This is a genomic window from Proteus genomosp. 6, from assembly GCF_040139785.1.
Taxonomy (GTDB): Bacteria; Pseudomonadota; Gammaproteobacteria; order Enterobacterales; family Enterobacteriaceae; genus Proteus.
Map to the genome: position 1 here is coordinate 1 of NZ_JBEEVJ010000032.1, position 3,056 is coordinate 3,056.

Sequence of the window (3,056 nt, forward strand, 5' to 3'; positions counted from 1 at the left end):
TCGCGAAATTTCGCAGTCGCGACGCCAGAGACCGAGGGTTAGATCATGCCTAGCATTCACCTTCCGGCCGCCCGCTAAATATCTCCTTTTGGGTTGTTAATAAAACATCCAATAAGTTGACTGTGCGTGAAAAAGAAAGTTTTGTGTGATGGCGTTGAAGATCGCACCGTTAAGCTCTTATGTGGGATGGTGCAGAGCTCGACGACTACCGATAAAACGCAACCGCCGCAAACAGACAAGAAAAAGCCCCAACTGATAACAGTTGGGGCTTCAGTATTGTGATTGGTGGAGCAATAGCACCCTGAACCCAAAACCTTCTCGCTCAACCGGTAGTGGCTGATAACAACTCGTGAGGGCTATTGCGGGTTAAGCATTTAGCGATGTCTAGGGCCAGACTGGACGTCTGAACGCAAGCCGCTGATACTGTACATAACCACAGTATCAGCGGAGGATACCCATGTCGCTGGCAAGGAACGCCACGGCGAGTCAATCGCCCACTCAAACAAACGGTTACGAACGCCACCAACCCGACCAGACGCTGCTCTACCAGCTGGTTGAGCAGCACTACCCAGCCTTCAAAGCCTCACTCGAAGCCCAAGGTCAACACCTGCCTCGCTACATCCAACAAGAATTCAACGACCTCCTCCAATGTGGCCGTCTGGAGTATGGTTTCATGCGGGTTCGCTGCGAGGATTGTCATCACGAGCGTCTGGTCGCCTTCAGCTGTAAACGACGCGGCTTTTGCCCTAGCTGCGGTGCCCGCCGGATGGCCGAGAGTGCGGCGCTGCTGATAGACGAAGTCTTCCCCAAGGAGCCCATTCGCCAGTGGGTGCTCAGCTTTCCTTTCCAGCTACGCTTTTTGCTGGCTCGCCATCCCCAGCTGATGGGCCAGGTCTTGAGTATCGTCTATCGTACACTCTCAACTCATCTGATCAAAAAAGCCGGTTACACCAAAGCCTCTGCACAAACTGGCTCAGTGACTCTTATCCAACGCTTTGGCTCCGCGCTAAATCTCAATGTCCACTACCACATGCTGTTTCTCGATGGTGTCTATGCCGAAGATGACTATGGCAAGCAACGCTTCCATCGTGTCAAGGCACCCACTTACGATGAGCTGAATACGCTCGCTCACACCCTCAGCCATCGCATCGCTCGCTGCATGGAAAAGCGTGGGATTTTGGAGCGTGATGCCGAGAATACGTGGTTGACACTGGAAGAGGGCGAAGACGATACGCTGACTCAATTACATGGTGCTTCGGTTACGTATCGCATTGCCGTCGGCCCCCAGCAAGGGCGCAAAGTCTTCACCCTGCAAACCTTGCCAGGGCGTGAGGATAAAGCCGACTCAAGCAGTCGAGTAGCCAACCATGCTGGTTTCTCGCTACACGCCGGTGTGATGGCCGAAGCGCATCAGCGGGATAAGCTTGAGCGCTTGTGTCGCTACATTAGTCGGCCAGCGGTTTCAGAAAAACGTCTGGCATTAACCGCCAATGGGCAGGTGCGTTACGAGCTCAAAACTCCGTACCGCAATGGCACCACCCATGTGATCTTCGAGCCGCTGGACTTCATCGCCAAACTCGCTGCGTTGGTACCTAAGCCGCGAGTCAACCTCACACGCTTCCACGGCGTCTTTGCACCGAACAGCAAACACCGAGTTCAAGTAACACCCGCCAAGCGGGGCAAGAAGCCCGACAAATCGGAAGGTCTCGATACTAACTGGCGTGACAAGAGTCCTGCAGAGCGCCACCGCGCCATGACCTGGATGCAACGCCTCAAGCGAGTCTTCAATATTGATATTGAAGTCTGCGAACACTGCGGCGGTCACGTCAAAGTGATTGCCAGCATCGAAGATCCGAAGGTCATTGAGCAGATTCTCAAGCATCTGAAACAGAAAACAGCCAAGGCGAATGCCGCCAAGCAGCGTGAGCTGCCACCAGAACGAGCGCCGCCACTGACTCCCAGCCTGTTCGATCCATCACAGAGTCGTCTCTTTGACTGACGACCCCAAATCCAACACTGCTCAACACTGCCAACTTTTAAACGGGGCGGTGGGGCAGTTTGTATCTCTCGAGCTATCAGGCTAGAGATTTTACCGCCAAATCGAACCTTATTAGAGCGGTTTAGGCTGGACCGGCAGTTAAAATTGGGGCTTGAGCGGTAAACGAGTGAGGGAATTTCAGGTAAGATACTTCGGATGAGGAGCAAAAAGGTGGTTTATACTTCCTATACCCGTTAGCACCCTCCCTGATTAAAGGAAGCCGTATGGATATTATTGATAAAGTTTTTCAGCAAGAGGATTTCTCACGCCAGGATTTGAGTGACAGCCGTTTTCGCCGCTGCCGCTTTTATCAGTGTGACTTCAGCCACTGTCAGCTGCAGGATGCCAGTTTCGAGGATTGCAGTTTCATTGAAAGCGGCGCCGTTGAAGGGTGTCACTTCAGCTATGCCGATCTGCGCGATGCCAGTTTCAAGGCCTGCCGTCTGTCTTTGGCCAACTTCAGCGGTGCCAACTGCTTTGGCATAGAGTTCAGGGAGTGCGATCTCAAGGGCGCCAACTTTTCCCGGGCCCGCTTCTACAATCAAGTCAGCCATAAGATGTACTTCTGCTCGGCTTATATCTCAGGTTGCAACCTGGCCTATACCAACTTGAGTGGCCAATGCCTGGAAAAATGCGAGCTGTTTGAAAACAACTGGAGCAATGCCAATCTCAGCGGCGCTTCCTTGATGGGCTCAGATCTCAGCCGCGGCACCTTCTCCCGCGACTGTTGGCAACAGGTCAATCTGCGGGGCTGTGACCTGACCTTTGCCGATCTGGATGGGCTCGACCCCAGACGGGTCAACCTCGAAGGAGTCAAGATCTGTGCCTGGCAACAGGAGCAACTGCTGGAACCCTTGGGAGTAATAGTGCTGCCGGATTAGCTCGAATGCAAACACAAGAGGCAAATATCACTTGAGTTCCGCGCTACAACAAGGCAGATTCGGCACTGTTGCAAATAGTCGGTGGTGATAAACTTATCATCCCCTTTTGCTGATGGAGCTGCACATGAACCCATTCA

General features: G+C 53.0%; 2 protein-coding genes. Both read left to right on the forward strand.

All coding sequences use genetic code 11. The annotated features are described in order from the left end of the window. Positions 1–457 precede the first annotated feature (457 nt). Positions 458–1,999, forward strand: a complete 1,542-nt coding sequence (locus ABN212_RS18560; RefSeq protein ID WP_000050481.1) for an IS91-like element ISCR1 family transposase — start codon at positions 458–460, stop codon at positions 1,997–1,999. Between the two features lie 263 nt (positions 2,000–2,262). Next, a complete protein-coding gene (locus ABN212_RS18565; protein WP_012579084.1) occupies positions 2,263–2,919 on the forward strand; it encodes a quinolone resistance pentapeptide repeat protein QnrA1 in 657 nt (218 codons plus the stop codon). Positions 2,920–3,056 lie beyond the last annotated feature (137 nt).